General features: G+C 71.0%; 17 protein-coding genes. 11 read left to right on the top strand and 6 right to left on the bottom strand.

All coding sequences use genetic code 11. The features are described from left to right. Nucleotides 1-43 precede the first annotated feature (43 nt). The 6 genes from rpsP to DY262_RS06240 all read left to right on the top strand — a co-directional run bounded on the left by rpsP (nucleotide 44) and on the right by DY262_RS06240 (nucleotide 3937). On the top strand, nucleotides 44-301 hold the full coding sequence (rpsP, locus tag DY262_RS06265) for a 30S ribosomal protein S16 (protein ID WP_070398861.1): 258 nt from the start codon (nucleotides 44-46) through the stop codon (nucleotides 299-301). 7 nt (nucleotides 302-308) lie between these two features. Beyond that, nucleotides 309-896 carry a ribosome maturation factor RimM gene (rimM, locus tag DY262_RS06260; protein WP_116958107.1) on the top strand — a complete coding sequence of 196 codons (588 nt, stop codon included), beginning with the start codon at nucleotides 309-311 and terminating at the stop codon, nucleotides 894-896. A gap of 15 nt (nucleotides 897-911) precedes the next feature. After that, complete coding sequence (gene trmD / locus DY262_RS06255) at nucleotides 912-1685, top strand: tRNA (guanosine(37)-N1)-methyltransferase TrmD (protein ID WP_116958106.1); 774 nt, start codon at nucleotides 912-914, stop codon at nucleotides 1683-1685. A 154-nt stretch (nucleotides 1686-1839) separates the two neighbouring features. Then, nucleotides 1840-2196, top strand: coding sequence for a 50S ribosomal protein L19 (gene rplS, locus DY262_RS06250; protein ID WP_009518047.1), 357 nt, complete (start codon nucleotides 1840-1842; stop codon nucleotides 2194-2196). Between the two features lie 47 nt (nucleotides 2197-2243). Beyond that, nucleotides 2244-2936 carry a CoA pyrophosphatase gene (locus DY262_RS06245; RefSeq protein ID WP_116958105.1) on the top strand — a complete coding sequence of 231 codons (693 nt, stop codon included), beginning with the start codon at nucleotides 2244-2246 and terminating at the stop codon, nucleotides 2934-2936. 71 nt (nucleotides 2937-3007) lie between these two features. Continuing rightward, entirely contained in the window at nucleotides 3008-3937 is a 930-nt protein-coding gene (locus DY262_RS06240; RefSeq protein ID WP_116958104.1) for a CobD/CbiB family protein, read from the top strand. A 23-nt stretch (nucleotides 3938-3960) separates the two neighbouring features. Here DY262_RS06240 and rsgA read toward each other — a convergent pair whose 3' ends face one another. From rsgA to DY262_RS06225, 3 genes are read right to left on the bottom strand one after another with little or no spacing between them, the layout of a single operon-like run. Then, nucleotides 3961-4875: a ribosome small subunit-dependent GTPase A gene (gene rsgA / locus DY262_RS06235; protein ID WP_116958103.1), complete on the bottom strand. Its 915-nt coding sequence runs from the start codon at nucleotides 4873-4875 to the stop codon at nucleotides 3961-3963. Continuing rightward, a complete protein-coding gene (locus DY262_RS06230; protein ID WP_116958102.1) occupies nucleotides 4875-5195 on the bottom strand; it encodes a 4a-hydroxytetrahydrobiopterin dehydratase in 321 nt (106 codons plus the stop codon). The genes rsgA and DY262_RS06230 overlap by 1 nt, the downstream gene beginning before the upstream one ends. 12 nt (nucleotides 5196-5207) lie before the next feature. Next, entirely contained in the window at nucleotides 5208-6470 is a 1263-nt protein-coding gene (locus DY262_RS06225; RefSeq protein WP_116958101.1) for a M48 family metallopeptidase, read from the bottom strand. A gap of 66 nt (nucleotides 6471-6536) precedes the next feature. Here DY262_RS06225 and orn point away from each other — a divergent pair, with 66 nt between their 5' ends. From orn to DY262_RS06210, 3 genes are all read left to right on the top strand, one after another. Continuing rightward, nucleotides 6537-7124 carry an oligoribonuclease gene (gene orn, locus DY262_RS06220; protein WP_116958100.1) on the top strand — a complete coding sequence of 196 codons (588 nt, stop codon included), beginning with the start codon at nucleotides 6537-6539 and terminating at the stop codon, nucleotides 7122-7124. A gap of 127 nt (nucleotides 7125-7251) precedes the next feature. Next, on the top strand, nucleotides 7252-8832 hold the full coding sequence (locus DY262_RS06215) for an inorganic phosphate transporter (RefSeq protein ID WP_116958099.1): 1581 nt from the start codon (nucleotides 7252-7254) through the stop codon (nucleotides 8830-8832). A 275-nt stretch (nucleotides 8833-9107) separates the two neighbouring features. Beyond that, nucleotides 9108-10910 carry a DEAD/DEAH box helicase gene (locus DY262_RS06210; protein ID WP_116958098.1) on the top strand — a complete coding sequence of 601 codons (1803 nt, stop codon included), beginning with the start codon at nucleotides 9108-9110 and terminating at the stop codon, nucleotides 10908-10910. A 36-nt stretch (nucleotides 10911-10946) separates the two neighbouring features. On the opposite strand, the gene DY262_RS06205 is transcribed toward DY262_RS06210, so the two are convergent. Beyond that, the gene (locus DY262_RS06205) at nucleotides 10947-11462 is read right to left on the bottom strand and encodes a MarR family winged helix-turn-helix transcriptional regulator (protein WP_116958097.1); all 516 of its coding nucleotides are present in this window, start codon (nucleotides 11460-11462) and stop codon (nucleotides 10947-10949) included. 89 nt (nucleotides 11463-11551) lie between these two features. On the opposite strand from DY262_RS06205, the gene DY262_RS06200 reads away from it, so the two are divergent. Further along, nucleotides 11552-12520: a tripartite tricarboxylate transporter substrate binding protein gene (locus DY262_RS06200; RefSeq protein WP_116958096.1), complete on the top strand. Its 969-nt coding sequence runs from the start codon at nucleotides 11552-11554 to the stop codon at nucleotides 12518-12520. A gap of 79 nt (nucleotides 12521-12599) precedes the next feature. Further along, nucleotides 12600-13808 carry a flavin-dependent oxidoreductase gene (locus DY262_RS06195; protein WP_116958095.1) on the top strand — a complete coding sequence of 403 codons (1209 nt, stop codon included), beginning with the start codon at nucleotides 12600-12602 and terminating at the stop codon, nucleotides 13806-13808. A 9-nt stretch (nucleotides 13809-13817) separates the two neighbouring features. Here DY262_RS06195 and DY262_RS06190 read toward each other — a convergent pair whose 3' ends face one another. Next, a complete protein-coding gene (locus DY262_RS06190; protein ID WP_116958094.1) occupies nucleotides 13818-14555 on the bottom strand; it encodes a response regulator in 738 nt (245 codons plus the stop codon). Nucleotides 14556-14700: 145 nt separating this feature from the next. Beyond that, entirely contained in the window at nucleotides 14701-16005 is a 1305-nt protein-coding gene (locus DY262_RS06185; protein WP_245980845.1) for an NnrS family protein, read from the bottom strand. Nucleotides 16006-16188 lie beyond the last annotated feature (183 nt).

The raw sequence follows: 16188 nt of genomic DNA, 5'->3' as shown, positions 1-16188 counted from the left end.
CCCGGAAGGCCCGGTCGGTGCCCAACCACCCGAAGGATAAATCATGGTCGTCATTCGACTCTCCCGCGGCGGTGCCAAGGCCCGTCCGTTCTACACCATCGTCGCCGCCGACAAGCGCGCGCGCCGCGACGGCAACTTCATCGAGCGCCTGGGTTTCTACAACCCCAACGCCAAGGGCGGCGAAGAAAAGCTGCGCATCGCCACGGACCGCCTGAATTACTGGCTCGGCGTCGGCGCCACCCCGTCCGACACCGTCGCGCGCCTGGTCAAGGAAGCCAAGGCCGCTGCGCCGGCCGCCTGACCGCGCCATGTCCGCGGCCCTGGTCGCGTCGGTCCTGCCGGCCGATGCCGTTGAACTGGGCCGCGTCCAGGATGCCTGGGGCATCAAGGGCTGGGTCCGCATCCAGCCCCACAGCGCCGACACCGACGCGCTGTTCGCCAGCCAGGACTGGTACCTCCAGCCGCCCGAAGCCCGCTTCGCGCGCGGCTTTTCTGCTTTCAAGGGCTGCGTGGCCGTGCGGGTGACCGAACTCAAGGTCCACGCCGACGGCCTGGTGGCCCGCTTCGAGGGCGTCGACGACCGCACTCTGGCGGAGTCGCTCAAGGGCTGCCGCATCAGTCTGCCGCGCAGCGCCTTTCCCGAGCCTGAAGAGGGCGAGTACTACTGGGTCGACCTGATCGGCCTCCGGGTGGTCAACCGCGAGGGCGAGGACCTGGGCGTGGTACGTGACCTCATGAGCACGGGACCGACCTCGGTGCTGGTGCTCGAGTACCTCGAGACGGTGGACGGCGAGGAGCGCGCCGCCGAGCGGATGATCCCCTTCGTGGCCGCGTACATCGACGACGTGGACCGCGCCACCCGGCGCATCACCGCCGACTGGCAAAAAGACTACTGAGCGGGGCAGGCGCCCATGCGCTTCGACGTCATCACCCTGTTCCCCGAGCTGTTCGGGCCTTTTCTCGCGCACGGCATCAACCGCCGGGCTTTCGAGAGTGGGCAGGTGGATGTGCACCTGTGGAACCCGCGCGATTTCGCCGAGGGCAACTACCGGCGGGTGGACGATCGCCCCTTCGGTGGCGGTCCTGGCATGGTCATGATGGCCGAGCCGCTGTGGCGCTGCCTGCAGGCCATCCGCGCCGAGCGCGCCGAAGCCGAGGGCCAGCGCGCGCCCGTGGTGCTGTTCTCGCCGGTGGGCGAGCGGCTGGACCACGCGGGCGTCGAGGCCTGGGCCGCCGGACCGGGGGGCGCGGTGCTGGTCTGCGGCCGCTACGAAGGCATCGACCAGCGCTTCATCGACGCCTGTGTCGACCGGCAGCTCAGCCTGGGTGACTTCGTGCTCTCGGGCGGCGAAATCCCCGCCATGGCGCTGCTGGACGCCGTGGCGCGCCTGCAGCCCGGCGTGCTGGGCGACGAGGGCAGCCACCAGCAGGACAGCTTCAATCCCGCGCTGGACGGCCTGCTCGACAGCCCGCACCACACCCGTCCCGAGGTCTGGCAGGGCCCGCACGGACCCCTGGGCGTGCCCCCGGTGCTGCTGGGCGGGCACCACGGGCAGATCGAGCGCTACCGCCGCGAGCAGCGGCTGGCGCTGACCGCGCGCCAGCGGCCGGACCTGATCGCCCGGGCCCGGGCCGAGGGCCGACTGGGGCCGGACGACGAGCGCTTTCTGCGCGGCCTGGGCTGAGCCGGTGGGCCGGATCCCCCGCTCCGGCGGGTCTGGCTATAATGGTGGGCTTTTCGATCCTCTGGCCGGCCGTCGCGACCGTTTCCTCAGTCAATCCTGACCCACGGATTCGCGGCCTTCAGTGCAGCGCGGCCACGATCGTGGAACAGGAAACATGAACCTCATCCAGACCCTCGAGCAGGAAGAGATTGCCCGCCTCGGCAAGACCATCCCGCCCTTCGCCCCCGGCGACACCGTGATCGTCAGCGTCAACGTCATCGAAGGTACCCGCAAGCGCGTGCAGGCCTACGAAGGCGTCGTGATCGCCCGCCGCAACCGGGGCCTCAACTCCAGCTTCATCGTGCGCAAGATCTCCAGCGGCGAAGGCGTGGAGCGGACCTTCCCGCTGTACAGCCCGCTGATCGCCAAGATCGAGGTCAAGCGCCGCGGCGACGTGCGCCGCGCCAAGCTGTACTACCTGCGCGAGCGCAGCGGCAAGTCGGCCCGCATCAAGGAAAAGCTGGGCGCCTGATCCGGCCCCGCGCAAAAGCCGCTCCCTGGAGCGGCTTTTTTGTGTCCATGACCGAACCCGTCGTCCGCATCCCGCCCTTCGATCCCCGCACCGTGCCCGTGGTGGCCACGGGGGCGAGCGAAGGTCTGCCGCCGCCGTCCCCGTACCGCCTGACGCCCGACGGCCTGCGCGCGCTGTTCCAGGCGCCGCCGGTCTGGACGCCCGAGCTGCGGCGCGAGCGCCGCTTCGCCGAGCGCGAGCCGGCCGACGCGGCCGTGCTGCTGCCCCTGGTGGTGCGCGACGAACTCAGCCTGCTGCTCACGCAGCGCACCGCCACCCTGTCCACGCACTCGGGCCAGATCGCTTTCCCGGGTGGCAAGGTCGATCCGCAGGACGCCGACGCCATCGCTGCCGCCCTGCGAGAGGCCGACGAGGAGGTCGGCCTGCCGCCGCAGAACGTGGAGGTGCTGGGCACGTTGCCGGTCTACATCACCGGCACCGCCTTCCACGTGACGCCGGTGGTGGCGCTGGTGCGGCCCGACTTCACGCTCAGGCCCAACCCGCACGAGGTGGACGACGTCTTCGAGGTGCCGCTGCGCTTCCTGATGGACCCGCGCCACCACCGCCGCCACCTCATGAACTTCGACGGCAACGCGCGCGAGTGGTACTCCATGCCCTGGCACGATGGCCAGCGCGAGCGCTTCATCTGGGGCGCCACGGCGGGCATGCTGCGCAACCTCTACCGCCTGCTCACGGCCTGACCGGGGCCTGGCGCGCGGCCCGGTCGCGTCCGTTGAGCGAAGGGGCGCGTGCGCCCACTATCATCGGCCCCATGGGTTTTCTGGCCATTCTGCTGGCGCTGCTCATCGAGCAGGCCCGTCCCCTGTCGTTCGACAACCCCGTGCACGCCGGTCTGCGCGCCTGGGGCCGTGGCGTGCGCCGCAACCTCGATGCGGGCCAGTCGTCGCATGGGTGGCTGGCCTGGCTGCTGGCCGTGGGCGTGCCGGCGGCGCTGGCGGCGCTGATCTACCACGCCCTGTGGGAACTGAGCGGCGTGCTGGCCCTGGTCTGGACGGTGGCAGTGCTCTACGTGACCCTGGGCTTTCGCCAGTTCAGCCACCACTTCAGCGAAATCCGCCGCAGCCTGGAGGACGGCGATGAGCGCGGCGCGCGCGAGCAGCTGGCGCGCTGGCTGCGCGTGGACGCCAGCGCCCTGCCGCGCACCGAGCTGCTGCGCCAGGTGATCGAGCACTCCGTGCTGGCCGCGCACCGCCACGTGTTCGGCGTGTTCGTGTGCTTTCTGGTGTTCTGGGTGATCGGCCTGGGGCCGGCGGGGGCGGTGTTCTACCGGCTGGCCGAGTACCTGTCGCGCAACTGGCGCGAGCGCCCCGACGGCACGCCCAGCGAGTCGCTGCGCCGCGCCGCGGCCACGGCCTGGCGCTGGATCGACCACGTGCCGGCGCGCGTCACAGCCCTGGGCTTCGCGGTGGTGGGCAATTTCGAGGAGGCCGTGGCCAGCTGGCGCGCCGATGCCGAGCGCTTCGCGCCGGGCAGCGACGGCGTGGTGCTGGCGGCCACCTCGGGCGCCATCAACGTGCGCCTGACGCCGCAGGACCCGGCGGCCCCGCCCCCGGACGAGACCGACCCCGGCGCGCGTCCCGAGCCCCAGCTCGCCCACCTGGGCAGCGTGGTGGGCCTGGTGTGGCGCGCGGTGGTGCTGTGGATGCTGCTGCTGGCGCTGCTCACGCTGGCGCGGGTGTAGGCCGCGCGGCAGGGGCGGACCGGTCAATACGTCCGCTTGTTGCTCAGTTCATCGAACAGTTCGTCGTAGAGCCGGTAGCGGTTCTGGTCGATGGCCAGCGGGTCCACCGATGGATCGGCGCCCACGTGGGCGCGCACGCCACAGCCCGGCTCGTGCCGGTGCGTGCAGTTGTAGAAGCGGCAATCGCCCAGCGCGGCGCGCAGGTCGGGCATGAGCTGCGCGAGCCGTTCGGCCTCGAGGTGGTGCAGGCCAAACTCCTGGAAGCCGGGCGAGTCGATGAGCGCGCTTTCGCGCGCCGGCTCCAGCCAGTACCAGGTGGTGGCGGTCGTGGTGTGGCGCCCGGTGTTGAGGGCGCGCGAGATCTCGCCGGTCTGCGCGCCGGCCTCGGGCACCAGCCGGTTGACCAGCGTGCTCTTGCCCACGCCGGAAGGGCCCAGCACCAGTGTGTGGCGGCCGGTCAGGCGCTGGCGCAGGGCGTCCAGCCCGTGGCCGTCGTGAAGGCCCAGCGGCAGCACGGGCGTGCCCATGCGCCGGTAGGGTTCGAGCCGCGCCCAGGCCTGATCGAAGGGCCCGCCCAGGTCTTGTTTGTTGAGCACGATGCAGGCGCTGATGCCCTCGGCCTCGGCCGCGAGCAGGGCGCGCGTGAGCTGGGCCTCGGAGAACACGGGCTCCGCGGCGAGCAGGATCAGCACCTGGTCGAGGTTGGCTGCGAAGGCTTTGGTGCGCATCTCGTCCTGGCGGTAGAAGAGGTTGCGCCGGGTCTCGATGCGTTCGATGCTGCCCTCGTCGCCACTGGGTTGCCAGGCCACGATGTCGCCCACGACCACGGCGCTTTTCTTGCCGCGCGGGTGGCACAGGGTGCGCTGGCCGCTCTCGTCCTCGACCAGGCAATGGCGGCCATGGGCCGCCACCACACGGGCCAGGCGCGTGCCGCCCATCAGGACGCGAGCAAGGCGTTGACCGCCGCCGCGCAGTGGAAGTCGCTGACCGAGATGCCGTTCACGTCGTGCGTGTTGAAGCGCAGGGTGCAGCGGTTGTAGCCGAAGGCCGCGTCGGGGTGGTGGTCCTCGCGGTGGGCGATCCAGGCCATGGCGTTCACGAAGGCCATGGTCTCGTGGTAGTTGGCGAAGCGGAAGGTGCGCTCGATGGCGCCGTCGATCAGCTTCCAGCCGTCGGCCTCGCTGCCGTTGAGCTGGCTGAGCTGGGTGACGATCTCGGTGGCGTTGAGCGCGCGGCGGTTCTGGTGGATGGGGTGCATGGTCGGGCGCTCTCAGGCGGCGGTCAGGCGGGCCAGGCGTTCGCTGGCGGGGGGGTGGGAATAGTAGAAGCGCGCGTACAGCGGGTCGGGCGTGAGCGTGCTGGCGTTGTCCTGGTACAGCTTGAGCAGGGCGCTGGCGAGGTCGGCGCCGCGCGTCTTGTCCTTGGCGAAGGCATCGGCCTCGAACTCGTGCCGGCGCGACAGCTGCGCGGCCAGCGGCGACAGGAAGTAGGTGAACAGCGGCACCACCAGCAGGAAGAGGATGAGCGCGAGCGCATCGTTGGGCGCGCGCAGGTCGGGTTCCACGCCCAGGCCGGTGAAGAACCAGGCCTGCGAGGCCGCCCAGCCCAGGGCCGCGAAGCCGACGAAGCTGAGCGCGAACAGCAGCAGCACGCGCTGGGTGATGTGGCGCAGGCGGTAGTGGCCCAGCTCGTGCGCGAGCACGGCGTCGATCTCGTCGGCGCTGAGCTGCTTGAGCAGGGTGTCGAAGAAGACCACGCGCTTGGCCGCGCCGAAGCCGGTGAAGTAGGCGTTGGCGTGCGCGCTGCGCTTGCTGCCGTCCATGACGAACAGGCCCTGTGCCGAAAAGCCGCAGCGCGCCATGAGGTCGTTGACGCGGGCCTTGACGGCTTCGTCGGCCAGCGGCTCGAAGCGGTTGAACAGCGGCGCGATGAGCGTGGGGTAGAGCACCAGGGCCAGCAGGTTGAAGACCATCCACACGCCCCAGGCCCAGAGCCACCAGGTGCTGCCGGCGGCGCCCATGAGCCAGAGCACCAGCGCGGCCAGCGGCAGGCCGACGGCCGCACCGATCAACGCGCCCTTGAGCCCGTCGGCGATCCACAGGCCCAGGCCCATCTTGTTGAAGCCGAAGCGCTCTTCCAGCCGGAAGGTGGCGTACCAGGAGAAGGGCAGGCCCAGCAGGCCGCCGATGAGCGCGAAGGCGGTGAGCAGGGCGAGCTGCTGCCACAAGCCAGGACCCAGCCAGTCGAGCAGGCCGAGGTTGAGCGCGTTCAGGCCGCCGAGCAGGGTCCAGCCGATCAGCAGCGCGGTCTCGAAGGCGGTGCTGAGCAGGCCGAAGCGCGTCTTGGCGATGGTGTAGTCGGCGGCTTTGCGGTGGGCGTCGAGCGCAATGGTGGCGTCGAAGGGCGCGGGCACCTGGTCGCGGTGGCGGGCCACGTGGCGGATCTGGCGGCTGGCAAGGGCAAAGCGGGTCAGCAGGCCCAGCCCCAGCAGGGCGCAGAAGAGGGCGGTGAAGGCGAGGGAAGCGGTGTCCATGAAGGCGCCAGTCTACCGGTGCCCCCGCCGGCCCGCCGGGGCGGGCGGATGACGGAAAATCGCGGGATGACCTCGAATCCCGCCGACATCGCCGCCCCCGAAGTGCCCACGCTCGCCAAGAACGACCTGAACCTGGTCTGGATCGACTGCGAAATGAGCGGTCTTGATCCCGAGAAGGAGCGCCTGCTGGAGATCGCGGTGGTCGTGACCGGCCCGCAGCTCACGCCGCGCATCGAAGGCCCCGTCATCGTGGTCCACCAAAGCGATGAGCTGCTCAACGCCATGGACGCCTGGAACAAGGGCACGCACGGCCGCAGCGGTCTCATCGACAAGGTGCGCGCCAGCACGGTGAGCGAGGCGGAGGCCGAGCAGCAGCTCATCAACTTCATCTCGCGCTACGTGCCCAAGCAGGCCTCGCCCCTGTGCGGCAACACCATTGGCCAGGACCGCCGCTTCCTGGTGAAGTACATGCCCCGGCTCGAGGCCTACCTGCACTACCGCAACGTCGATGTGAGCACTTTGAAGGAACTGGCCAAGCGCTGGCGCCCCGAAGTGGTCGACGCCTTCAAGAAGCGCCAGCTGCACACCGCCTTGGCCGACGTGCACGAATCCATCGACGAGCTGGAGCACTACCGCGCGCGGTTTCTGCGCTGATCCGGCCGGGTCCGCGGCTTGCCGGCCCTTGCCGGCGGCGGGGTGGTCCGACGCCACCGCCGCTCCCCTCGCGGGCCTGTCACCGGGGCCTTGCGTGACAATAGGGTGACTTTCACGCCGATTTCACATGAAAAAGAAATCCCGCCCCTTCATTGAGCGCCACTTCGAGGCGCTGCAACTGGCCACCGCGGTGGCCTTTCTCTTGCTTGTGGGGCTGTATGCCTCGCTCACCGGCGCGTCCGACGCCGGCTTGAGCCGCACGGCGGTCTGGCTGCTGATCGTCTCGGCGGCCGTCGGCGCCTACATGGCCATGAACATCGGCGCCAACGACGTGGCCAACAACATGGGCCCGGCGGTGGGCTCGGGCGCCATGACCATGGGCTGGGCGATCGTCGTCGCGGCGGTGTTCGAGGCGCTGGGCGCCATCGTCGCGGGCGGCGACGTGGTGGGCACCATCAAGGGCGGCATCATCGATCCGGCCGACATTGCCGACCCCACCCTGTTCGCCTGGGTGATGTTCGCGGCGCTGCTGGCCGGCGCGCTCTGGCTCAACCTGGCCACGGCGCTGGGCGCGCCGGTGTCCACCACCCACTCCATCATCGGCGCCGTCATGGGCGCGGGCATCGCGGCGGGCGGCTGGGGGCTGGTGAATTGGTCCACCATCGGCGCCATCGTCGCGAGCTGGGTGATCTCGCCGCTGTCGGGCGCGCTGATCGCGGCCGTGTTCCTGTACGTCATCAAACGCAGCGTGACCTACCGCACCGAAAAGACCGAAGCGGCCGCGCGCGTGGTGCCTATCCTCATCGCGCTGATGGTCTGGACCTACACCACCTACATGCTGCTCAAAGGGGTGAACCAGGTGGTCAAGGTGGGATTCGTGGTGGCGCTGCTGGCCGGCGCGGCCACCGCCGCGGTGGTCTGGACGCTGATCCGCAAGCCCCTGGAACGCATCGCGCTGCGCCAGGAGAACTCCAAGGATGGCGTCAATCACCTCTTCACCTGGCCGCTGATTTGCTCGGCCGCGCTGCTGAGCTTCGCGCACGGCGCCAACGACGTGGCCAACGCCATCGGTCCCCTGGCCGCGATCTTCGAGGCGGTGAAGGCCGGAGCCATCGCCACCAAGGCCGGCACGCCGCTGTGGATCATGGTGCTGGGCGCGCTGGGCCTGGCGGTGGGCCTGGCGCTGTATGGGGCCAAGCTCATCCGCACCGTCGGCAAGGAAATCACCGAACTCGACCAGATGCGCGCCTACGCCATCGCGATGGCCGCCACGCTCACGGTGATCGTCGCCTCGCAGCTGGGCATGCCGGTGTCGACCACGCACATTTCCATTGGCGCGGTGTTCGGCGTGGGCTTCCTGCGCGAGCTGCTCAAGGTGAACTACGCCAAGATGGAGGCCGTGGTGCGCGCCGGCCACCAGGGCGCCGACCGTGAGGAGGTCGAGGCCTACATGCAGCGCTTCGAAGCCGCCGAGGTGCAGGAAAAGAAGCAGATGCTGGCCGAGATGAAGCAGCGCGCCAAGGTGCGCGGCCTGGACGGCGCGGTGTTCGCCAAGGGCGAGCGCAAGGCCTTCAAGAAGGCCTACAAGAAGGAAATCGTCAAGCGATCGGTGGTCATGCGCATCGTGGCGGCCTGGATCGTGACCGTGCCCGCCACGGCGGTTCTGGCCGCCCTGCTGTTCCACCTGGTGGCCGCGATCATGTCTTGATGGGTGAAGGGCTTCGGGTTTTCCCGAATCTGTGAGAGAATCACGGGCTTCGCTGGCAACGGCGAAGCCCTTTGTGCATTGGCCTCACACACCCGGCCCCCGAACACCGCCCGCCATCCGACGCGAGCGAGCAGGGGCCACCGCTTCCGGGCGGACCGTTTGTGGTTGATGTTGTGTAACCACGAACGGATCCGACGCCCCGGGGCTTGAAACTCCCCTTCGCGCGGCATTCGGTCATTGGCGCCCCATTCCTTTTGCGGGGCGCAGGAACTGACATGAGCGACGCTTTCGAAGCGCGCGGCGAGACCTCGCCCGCGATCTCTACCGAACAACAACCCACGGCCCCGGTGGAAACCACGGCCCCCGTGGACGCCAGCGCCTTCGCCGCGCTGGGCCTGGCCCCCGAACTGGTGGCCGCCGTGGCCGACCTGGGCTTCACCCAGCCCACGGCGGTGCAGGCGCGTGTGATGCCCCTGGCCATCAAGGCCGAGGGCGCCGAGCGCTACGCCGACCTGATGGTCTCCAGCCAGACCGGCAGCGGCAAGACGGCGGCCTTTCTGCTGCCTGTGCTGCACACCCTGATCCAGCAGCAGGCCGCGCGTGAAACGGCCGAGCGCGCCGAGCGCGAGCGACTGGCGGTCGAGGCCGCCTTGCGCGGCGAGGTGCCGCCCAAGGCGCCCAAGCGCAAGAACCCGCTGCTGCCGCGCCACTTCAAGGCCGCCACGCCGGGCGCGCTGGTGCTGTGCCCCACGCGCGAGCTGGCGCAGCAGGTGGCGCACGACGCCATCGACCTGGTGCGCCACTGCCGCGGCCTGCGCATCGCCAGCGTGGTGGGCGGCATGCCCTACCAGCTGCAGATCGCCAAGCTGCAGAACGCCGACCTCGTGGTCGCCACGCCGGGCCGCCTGCTCGACCTGCAGCGCTCCATGCAGCTCAAGCTCGACCAGGTGCAGTTCCTCGTCGTCGACGAGGCCGACCGCATGCTCGACCTGGGCTTCTCAGACGACCTGGCCGAGATCAATGCCCTGACCGCCCAGCGCCGCCAGACCATGATGTTCAGCGCCACCTTCGCGCCGCGCATCCAGCAGCTGGCCATGCGCGTGATGCACGACAACGGCAAGCACGTGCAGAAGGTGCAGATCGACAGCCCGCAGGAGCAGCACGCCAACATCAAGCAGGTGCTGTTCTGGGCCGACCACGCCGATCACAAGCGCAAGCTGCTCGACCACTGGCTGCGCGACGCCTCCATCGACCAGGCCATCGTTTTCGCCAGCACGCAGATCGAGTGCGACGGCCTGGCCGGCGAACTGCAGCAGGCCGGCTTCGCGGCCGTGGCCTTGCACGGCGCGCTCAGCCAGGGGCTGCGCAACCGCCGCCTGATGGCGCTGCGCAACGGCCAGGTGCAGATCCTGGTGGCCACCGATGTGGCCGCGCGCGGCATCGACGTGCCCACCATCACGCACGTCTTCAACTTCGGCCTGCCCATGAAGGCCGAGGACTACACGCACCGCATTGGCCGCACCGGCCGCGCTGGCCGCGACGGCCTGGCCGTGACCTTCGCCGAGTTCCGCGACCGCCGCCGCATTGCCGACATCGAGGCCTACACCCAGCAGCGCTTCAAGGCCGAGGTGGTGCCGGGCCTGGAGCCGCGCGAGCGCCCGCCCGCGCCGCGCCGCGACGGCTGGTCGTCCGAGCGCCGCGGCGGTGGCGGCCGCCCGGGCGGCCGTCCCGCTGGCCGGGGCGAGGGCTGGGGCCCGTCGCGCGGCGAAGGCCGTGCGCCCTACGCTGAGGCGCGCCCCTTCCGTGGCGAGGGCCGTCCTTTCCAGGGCGATGCCCGCCCCGCGCGCGCCGATTCGCGCGCACCGTACCAGCAGGAGCCGCGCGCGCCCTACAACAACGACACGCGCGCCCCGCGTGGCGACGTGCGCTTCTCGCGCGATGACCGCCCGGCCCAGGCGCGCGGCTGGGGCCAGCGCCCCAACGCCGGTGGCGGTGGGCGCGAGGGCGGCTTCGGCGGCCCGCGCGGTGGTGGTTTCGGCGAGCGCGCGGGTGGCCCGCGCGGCCGCCGCGACCGCTGAGCTTCCCGGGTCCCAGGCCCCTGGGCCGCGGACCCCTCAGGTGGGGGTGTTGCGTGTGCGCGCCCGGGGTTCGCCGGCCGCGGGGGCGCTGGCCTCCAGCGGCACGAAGGGTGCGCGCGCCTCGTCCGCCAGGCCTTCGGTCAGGGTTTGCAGCAGTTCGATCAACTGGCGGCGCTGCGCCGGCGTGAGCGGTGACAGCAGGCGCTGGTAGGCGCGCTCGGCCGGCTCGCGCGCGGCGGCCAGCAGCGCCTCGCCGTCGGCGGTCAGGCTCACCGTCATCTGGCGCCGGCTCACGGACGAGCGCTCGCGCCTCACCAGACCGCGCTCCTCGAGGCCCTTGAGCACGCGCATGACGGTCACCTTGTCGAAGGCCAAGGCGCGCGACAGCCGCGTCTGGTCCAGCCCGGGTTCGGCCGCCACCACGGTGAGCACGCCGTACTGCGCCGGCGTCAGCCCCACGCTGGCACAGGCGTTCTCGAACACCGCCGCCGATATCTGGTGGGTGCGGCGCAGCAGGAAACCTGGGCGCTGGTAGAGATCGGTCAGGGTCATGATGTTCGTCGGGCGAGCGGGATTCTACGGATGTGCGGGGGACGAACTTCCGCCAACATCAATAGCATGCTAACGATAGGAGGCCTGCCATGGTTGTCGATGTCTCGTTCCTGCGCCGCGGCCTCGTCGCCGCCGCGCTGCTGGCCACGGTGGGCCTGAGCGCCGCGCAGGAAGGCCCGCTGCGCCTGATCGTGCCCTTCACCCCTGGCACCGGCATCGACCTCATCGCCCGCACCGTGGGTCCGAAGCTGTCCGAGCGCCTCAAGCGGCCGGTGGTGGTGGAGAACCGCGCGGGCGCCTCCGGCAACATCGGCACCGAGGCCGTGGTGCGCGCCGCGCCCGACGGCAGCACCCTGCTGGTCAGCGTGAACACGCTCGTGATGAACCGCAGCCTGTACCCGCAGATGCCTTTCGACCCCGTGCGCGACCTGCAGCCGGTGAGCCTGACGAGCTGGGGCCAGCTCATCCTGGTGACGCACCCGCGCTCGGGCTTCAAGACGGCGGCCGATCTGATCGCCGCCGCGAAGAAGGCGCCGGGCAAGCTGAACTACGCCTCGCCGGGCGTGGGCACGCCGCACCACCTGTCGATGGAGCTGTTCAAGAACACCGCCAAGGTCTTCCTCACGCACATCCCCTACCGCGGCACGGGCCCGGCGGTCACCGACATGATCGGCGGACAGGTGGACGCCATGTTCCTGCCCATCCACGTGGCGCTGCCGCAGGTGCGCAGCGGCCGCCTGGTGGCCCTGGGCATCGGCAGCGACAAGCGCCACCCGCTGCTGCCCGACCTGCCCACGCTGAGCGAGGCCAGGGCCGGCGAGGTGAACGTGGACATGTGGTACGGCATCTTTGCGCCCAAGGGCATGCCCGCCGCGCAGGTGGCCGCGCTCAACCGCGAGATCAACGACATCCTGCGCGCCGAGGACGTGAAGAAGGCCTTCGAAGGGCAGGGCATGGACCCGGCGAGCGACACGCCCGACGGCTTCGCGAAGCTGGTGGCCCGGGACGCGGACCGCTGGGCCGCGCTGATCAAGGCGCAGGGCATCAAGGCCGAATGAGCGCCACGAGGCCGTTCCCCAGGCGCGCAGCGACGCGGTGCGCCGCGCGGAGGCTTGTTCAATGAATGCAGGCGACACGATGAAGATCGCGGTGGTGGGCGGCGGCATCGCCGGCCTGGCGTTCGCGCTGGGCCTGAAGCAGCGCGGGCTGGCCTGCGAGGTGTACGAGGGCGTGGCCGAGGTGAAGGAGTTGGGCGTGGGCATCACGCTGCTGCCGCACGCCATGCGCGAACTCGACGCCCTGGGCCTGACCGCCGAGCTGCAAGCCATGGCGATCGAGAACCGCGAGAGCGTGTTCTTCAACCGCTGGGGCCAGTATGTGTACAGCGAACCGCGCGGCCGCCACGCGGGCTACCCGCTGCCCGAACTGGGCATTCACCGGGGCAAGCTGCATGGCGCGCTCTGGCGCGCCGCGGTTCAGCGGCTGGGCGCGCAGCGCCTGCACACCGGCCACCGCTGCGTGGCGATCGAGCCCGACGCGGGGGGCGCCACGCTGCGCTTCGAGAACGGCGCGGTCGAGCGTGCCGACGTGGTGGTCGCCTGCGACGGCGTGAACTCGGTGGTCCGCCGCCACTTCCATCCTCAGGACCAGGTCTGCTACGCCGGCATCAACACCTGGCGCGGCGTCACGGTGCACAAGCCCATCCTGGATGGCAAGAGCTACCTGCGCATCGGCAGCATCGACACCGGCAAGATGGTGATCTACCCTATCGTCGACAACGTGGACGGCCAGGGAAACCAGCTCATCAACTGGGTGGCCGAGATCCGCGACCCGCGCGCGCCCATGAACGACTGGAACAAGCCCGGTCGGATGCAGGACTTCCTGCCGATCTTCGAGGCCTGGCGCTACGACTGGCTCGACGTGCCCGCGCTCATCCAGGGCGCGCAACAGGTGTTCGAGTACCCCATGGTCGACAAGGACGCCCTGCCGCATTGGGGCGAGGGCCGCGTGACGCTGATGGGCGACGCCGCCCACCCCATGTACCCGCGCGGCTCCAACGGCTCGGCCCAGGCGCTGATCGACGCGCGCACCCTGGCCGACGAGCTCGCCGCCACACCGGCGGACCCCGAGGCCGCGCTGCGCCGCTACGAGGCGGCGCGCCGGCCGGCGACGGCCCAGGTGGTGGAGACCAACCGCACGCTGCCGCCGGACTTCATCATCATGAAGGCCGACGAGCTCAGCGGCGGCCAGCCCTTCACACGCATCGACGACCTGATCAGCCAGGACGCGTTGCGCGAGATCTCCGAAAACTACAAGCGGATCGCGGGGTTTTCGCTGAAGGCCTGAGCGCGGGGCTCAGTCCTCGCCGCTGATGGTGACCAGCAGCTGGATCACCTCGGCGCACTCTTCCTGGATGCGTTGCACGGGGTAGAGCTCGGCCGCGCTCGCGCCGGCGGGCACGCGCTCGCGCAGCGTCTCGGCCTGCAGCAGGATGGCCGAGATGCGCTCGAACAGCTCGGAGGTGATGGCGTTCACGTCGACCGCGGCCGCGGCGGCCACAGGAGTGGCCGTGGGGGCGGGGGCGGGAGCGGGTGCGGGCGCCGGGGCCCGGGCCGGCGCGGCCGCGGGTGCCGGGGCGCTCGCGGCGGCCTTGCGCATCGGCAGCGGGCGCTCGTCGAGCTCGATGTACTCCATGGCCTCGCCGTTGAGGATCTGCTCCAGCCGCAGGCGGATCAGGTCGCGGTCGATGGGCTTGGTGAAGAAGTCGAGCACCCCGGCCTCGAACGCGCGCTGGCGGTACGAGGAGGTGTTGTGCGAGGTCACCATCACCACCTTGGTGTGGGCCAGCGCCGGCTTCTCGCGCATGCGGGCTATCACCTCGTAGCCATTGAGGTCGGGCAGTTCGGCGTCGATGACCAGCAGGTCGGGCTGGTGCTGGGCCAGCTTGGTCAGGGCGTCGTCGCCGCGCACCGCGAAATGCAGCTGCGCGATGTCGAGCAGGGTGCGCGCCAGCAGGTGCACCATGCCCGGGTCGTCGTCGACGATGAGGATCTTGTGGCGCCGGGGCACCGGGTTCAGCGAGGATGGCGTCATGGCGCGCTCCAGGGGCGATCGGAAAGGTCCGGGCCTGCGCCAGGCGCGTGCCCTGTCGGGTTTTCGGCGGCTGGCCGGCGTTCTTGAGCGATCGGGCCATGCCGTCCGTCAATGTTGCCACGGCGGGGGCCCCGTGCGGGCGGGCTCAGCCCGGGCGCCCGTCCGGTCGGGGCTGCCCGTACCAGCGCAGCAGCCGCAGTCCCCAGGGCCCGATCGCCAGCAGCCACAGCCCGGCGGTGGCGGCGGTCAGGCCGCCCACCCAGGCCGGAGGCGCCAGCGCCGCGGCGATGCGCAGCAGTGTCGCCAGCTGCAGCAGCAGGAAAGCCGACCACGACAGGCGATCGGCCACCAGCGCGCGGCCGCCGTGGCCACAGGCCACCCGCGTGACCATGGCCAGCATGAGCGAGCCCAGGAACCCCATGGTGGTGGCGTGCAGCGCCGCCAGCGGCGTCACGGGCGCGCCGCCGATCCACGCCCAGATTTGTCCGAGGCCGTCGATCGACAGTCCCAGGCCCAGCCAGACGAAGCCCAGGTGGAGCATCGCCAGCAGCCGGATCGCCAGGCTTTGCGCCAGGCCCCACACGAAGGCCAGCCACAGCAGCACGAAGCCGGCCACCAGCAGCGCGAAGCCCTCGAAGGCGCCCCAGCCGCTGGCGTCCAGGCCCGCCCAGGTGAGCCAGGGCCCCAGGGTCTTGAGCGCCACGGTGGCCACCAGGACATACAGCACCCACATCGGCCGCCACAGCCGCACCAGCGGCAGGGCGCTGGAGGTGAAGAAGGGCACCATGCGGTGCACGACCGTCACGTAAACCAGCGCCACGAAGCCCCACAGCCCGGTGTGCAGCCAACGCCGCGCGGACTCGGGATCGTCGCGCCCCACACCCCAGGCCAGGCCCAGCAGAGAGAGCGCCCCCACGGCCCAGCCCAGTCCGACCAGCCGGGCGTGCACGGTGTCGTCGGCGTCGCTGGCGCGCAGCAGCCCGAGGAAACGCGCGCCAGCCAGCGCCTGCCCGGCGGCGGCCAGCAGCAAGGCCAGCACCGCCAGCCGGGCCGACAGGTGGACGCCGGACAGCCACAATGGCCAGGCCAGGGCCTGCAACGCCACCGCAGGCAGCACGGCGCGCGCTTCGGGTCCGTCCACGCCCAGCCACTTGGGGCCAGCCGTGAACAGGAAGCCGGTGAAGAACAGCGGCATGAAGCCGTGCACCATGAGCACGCCATGCCCCAGGCTGGGCGACACCGCCAGCGGCCCCGCCGGCAGCCAGCCGAGCCGGGCGCACTGCACCCACAGCCACCACAGCGAGCCCAGCACCAGCACCGTGGTGGCGCCGGCGAAGGCCAGCCGGTGCGGCGCCCGCATCAGGTGGGCGGGGCGCCAGCGCAGGGCGGCCGGTTCGAGCGGTGCCGGCCGGGCGGCGGCCAGGGGGATGGGGCGGGGAGCGTGTGCCATGGCGGGGCGCGGTCAAGACAGGGAAAGGGCCGGCCGCGCGGGCCGGCCGACCAGGACACTGTGCCGCCGACGGGTGCGTCCCACCATCCTCCCGTGGAAGGTGCCCGGCGCCCGCCATCCTCCGGAAGAACGATGGCCCATTCACGCCCCCTGCGGCGGCGCGTGGACAGCGCGCGGGGCCGG

It is taken from the genome of Hydrogenophaga borbori (assembly GCF_003417535.1).
Lineage (GTDB): Bacteria > Pseudomonadota > Gammaproteobacteria > Burkholderiales > Burkholderiaceae_C > Hydrogenophaga > Hydrogenophaga borbori.
The sequence above is the reverse complement of the archived record's forward strand: the minus strand, read 5'-3'. Positions and strand labels throughout refer to the sequence as shown.

What these genes read in the sequence shown, in the direction of transcription:
- rpsP (WP_070398861.1), top strand. Translation starts at nt 44, where the DNA reads ATGGTCGTCATTCGACTCTCCCGCGGCGGTGCCAAGGCCCGTCCGTTC.
- rimM (WP_116958107.1), top strand. Translation starts at nt 309, where the DNA reads ATGTCCGCGGCCCTGGTCGCGTCGGTCCTGCCGGCCGATGCCGTTGAA.
- trmD (WP_116958106.1), top strand. Translation starts at nt 912, where the DNA reads ATGCGCTTCGACGTCATCACCCTGTTCCCCGAGCTGTTCGGGCCTTTT.
- rplS (WP_009518047.1), top strand. Translation starts at nt 1,840, where the DNA reads ATGAACCTCATCCAGACCCTCGAGCAGGAAGAGATTGCCCGCCTCGGC.
- DY262_RS06245 (WP_116958105.1), top strand. Translation starts at nt 2,244, where the DNA reads ATGACCGAACCCGTCGTCCGCATCCCGCCCTTCGATCCCCGCACCGTG.
- DY262_RS06240 (WP_116958104.1), top strand. Translation starts at nt 3,008, where the DNA reads ATGGGTTTTCTGGCCATTCTGCTGGCGCTGCTCATCGAGCAGGCCCGT.
- rsgA (WP_116958103.1), bottom strand. Translation starts at nt 4,875, where the DNA reads ATGGGCGGCACGCGCCTGGCCCGTGTGGTGGCGGCCCATGGCCGCCAT.
- DY262_RS06230 (WP_116958102.1), bottom strand. Translation starts at nt 5,195, where the DNA reads ATGCACCCCATCCACCAGAACCGCCGCGCGCTCAACGCCACCGAGATC.
- DY262_RS06225 (WP_116958101.1), bottom strand. Translation starts at nt 6,470, where the DNA reads ATGGACACCGCTTCCCTCGCCTTCACCGCCCTCTTCTGCGCCCTGCTG.
- orn (WP_116958100.1), top strand. Translation starts at nt 6,537, where the DNA reads ATGACCTCGAATCCCGCCGACATCGCCGCCCCCGAAGTGCCCACGCTC.
- DY262_RS06215 (WP_116958099.1), top strand. Translation starts at nt 7,252, where the DNA reads ATGAAAAAGAAATCCCGCCCCTTCATTGAGCGCCACTTCGAGGCGCTG.
- DY262_RS06210 (WP_116958098.1), top strand. Translation starts at nt 9,108, where the DNA reads ATGAGCGACGCTTTCGAAGCGCGCGGCGAGACCTCGCCCGCGATCTCT.
- DY262_RS06205 (WP_116958097.1), bottom strand. Translation starts at nt 11,462, where the DNA reads ATGACCCTGACCGATCTCTACCAGCGCCCAGGTTTCCTGCTGCGCCGC.
- DY262_RS06200 (WP_116958096.1), top strand. Translation starts at nt 11,552, where the DNA reads ATGGTTGTCGATGTCTCGTTCCTGCGCCGCGGCCTCGTCGCCGCCGCG.
- DY262_RS06195 (WP_116958095.1), top strand. Translation starts at nt 12,600, where the DNA reads ATGAAGATCGCGGTGGTGGGCGGCGGCATCGCCGGCCTGGCGTTCGCG.
- DY262_RS06190 (WP_116958094.1), bottom strand. Translation starts at nt 14,555, where the DNA reads ATGACGCCATCCTCGCTGAACCCGGTGCCCCGGCGCCACAAGATCCTC.
- DY262_RS06185 (WP_245980845.1), bottom strand. Translation starts at nt 16,005, where the DNA reads ATGGCACACGCTCCCCGCCCCATCCCCCTGGCCGCCGCCCGGCCGGCA.